Origin of the sequence: Streptococcus sp. HMSC070B10, assembly GCF_001808665.1 — a bacterium.
In the GTDB taxonomy this organism is placed as follows: Bacteria; Bacillota; Bacilli; order Lactobacillales; family Streptococcaceae; genus Streptococcus.
Window position 1 is genome coordinate 178894 of sequence record NZ_KV794214.1, and the last position, 511, is coordinate 179404.

1 protein-coding gene is annotated in these 511 nt (G+C 38.7%); it reads left to right on the forward strand.

The genetic code is table 11. The annotated features are described in order from the left end of the window. Positions 1–314: 314 nt before the first annotated feature. Positions 315–464: a hypothetical protein gene (locus HMPREF2613_RS11610; protein ID WP_186822086.1), complete on the forward strand. Its 150-nt coding sequence runs from the start codon at positions 315–317 to the stop codon at positions 462–464. Positions 465–511 lie beyond the last annotated feature (47 nt).

Here is a 511-nt window from a genome sequence, read left to right on the forward strand (position 1 = left end):
TCCCCGACCAAAATCCGAAAAATACCGAAAAATACCGAAAAATACCGAAAAACTATTTTTAGAATAGTCCCCAAAAGCCTGAAATAGAGCCAAAAAACTCCACCTGATTGGGTGGAGTTAAGGGAGATTATTATGAAAAAGGTAAAATAAAATCTTATTAAATCAACACTTTTGGAGGGTGTCCCCTCCAACTCCCCGACCTCTGGACAAGGTCTATTTTTTTGAAAAAAATTTAAAAAACTTCATCAAAACGCTTGACTTTCACGGCATACCGTGATATAATATAATCAAGATAAGGAAAGGAGGTGAGGAAGTTGAACAAAGAAGATTGGCTTAGGTTACTTGAAAAGGTGATAGATAATATCCCTGAAACAGTAACAGCTATCGCAAGTCTGGTGACCGCAATAACGGTCGCAAGGCAAAACAAAAAGCGTAAACCCAAGTTCCGGCAAAAGAAAAGGTAAACGCTAAGAGGTAGGGGCGAAAGCCCCTCACACCTCTATTTTATCAA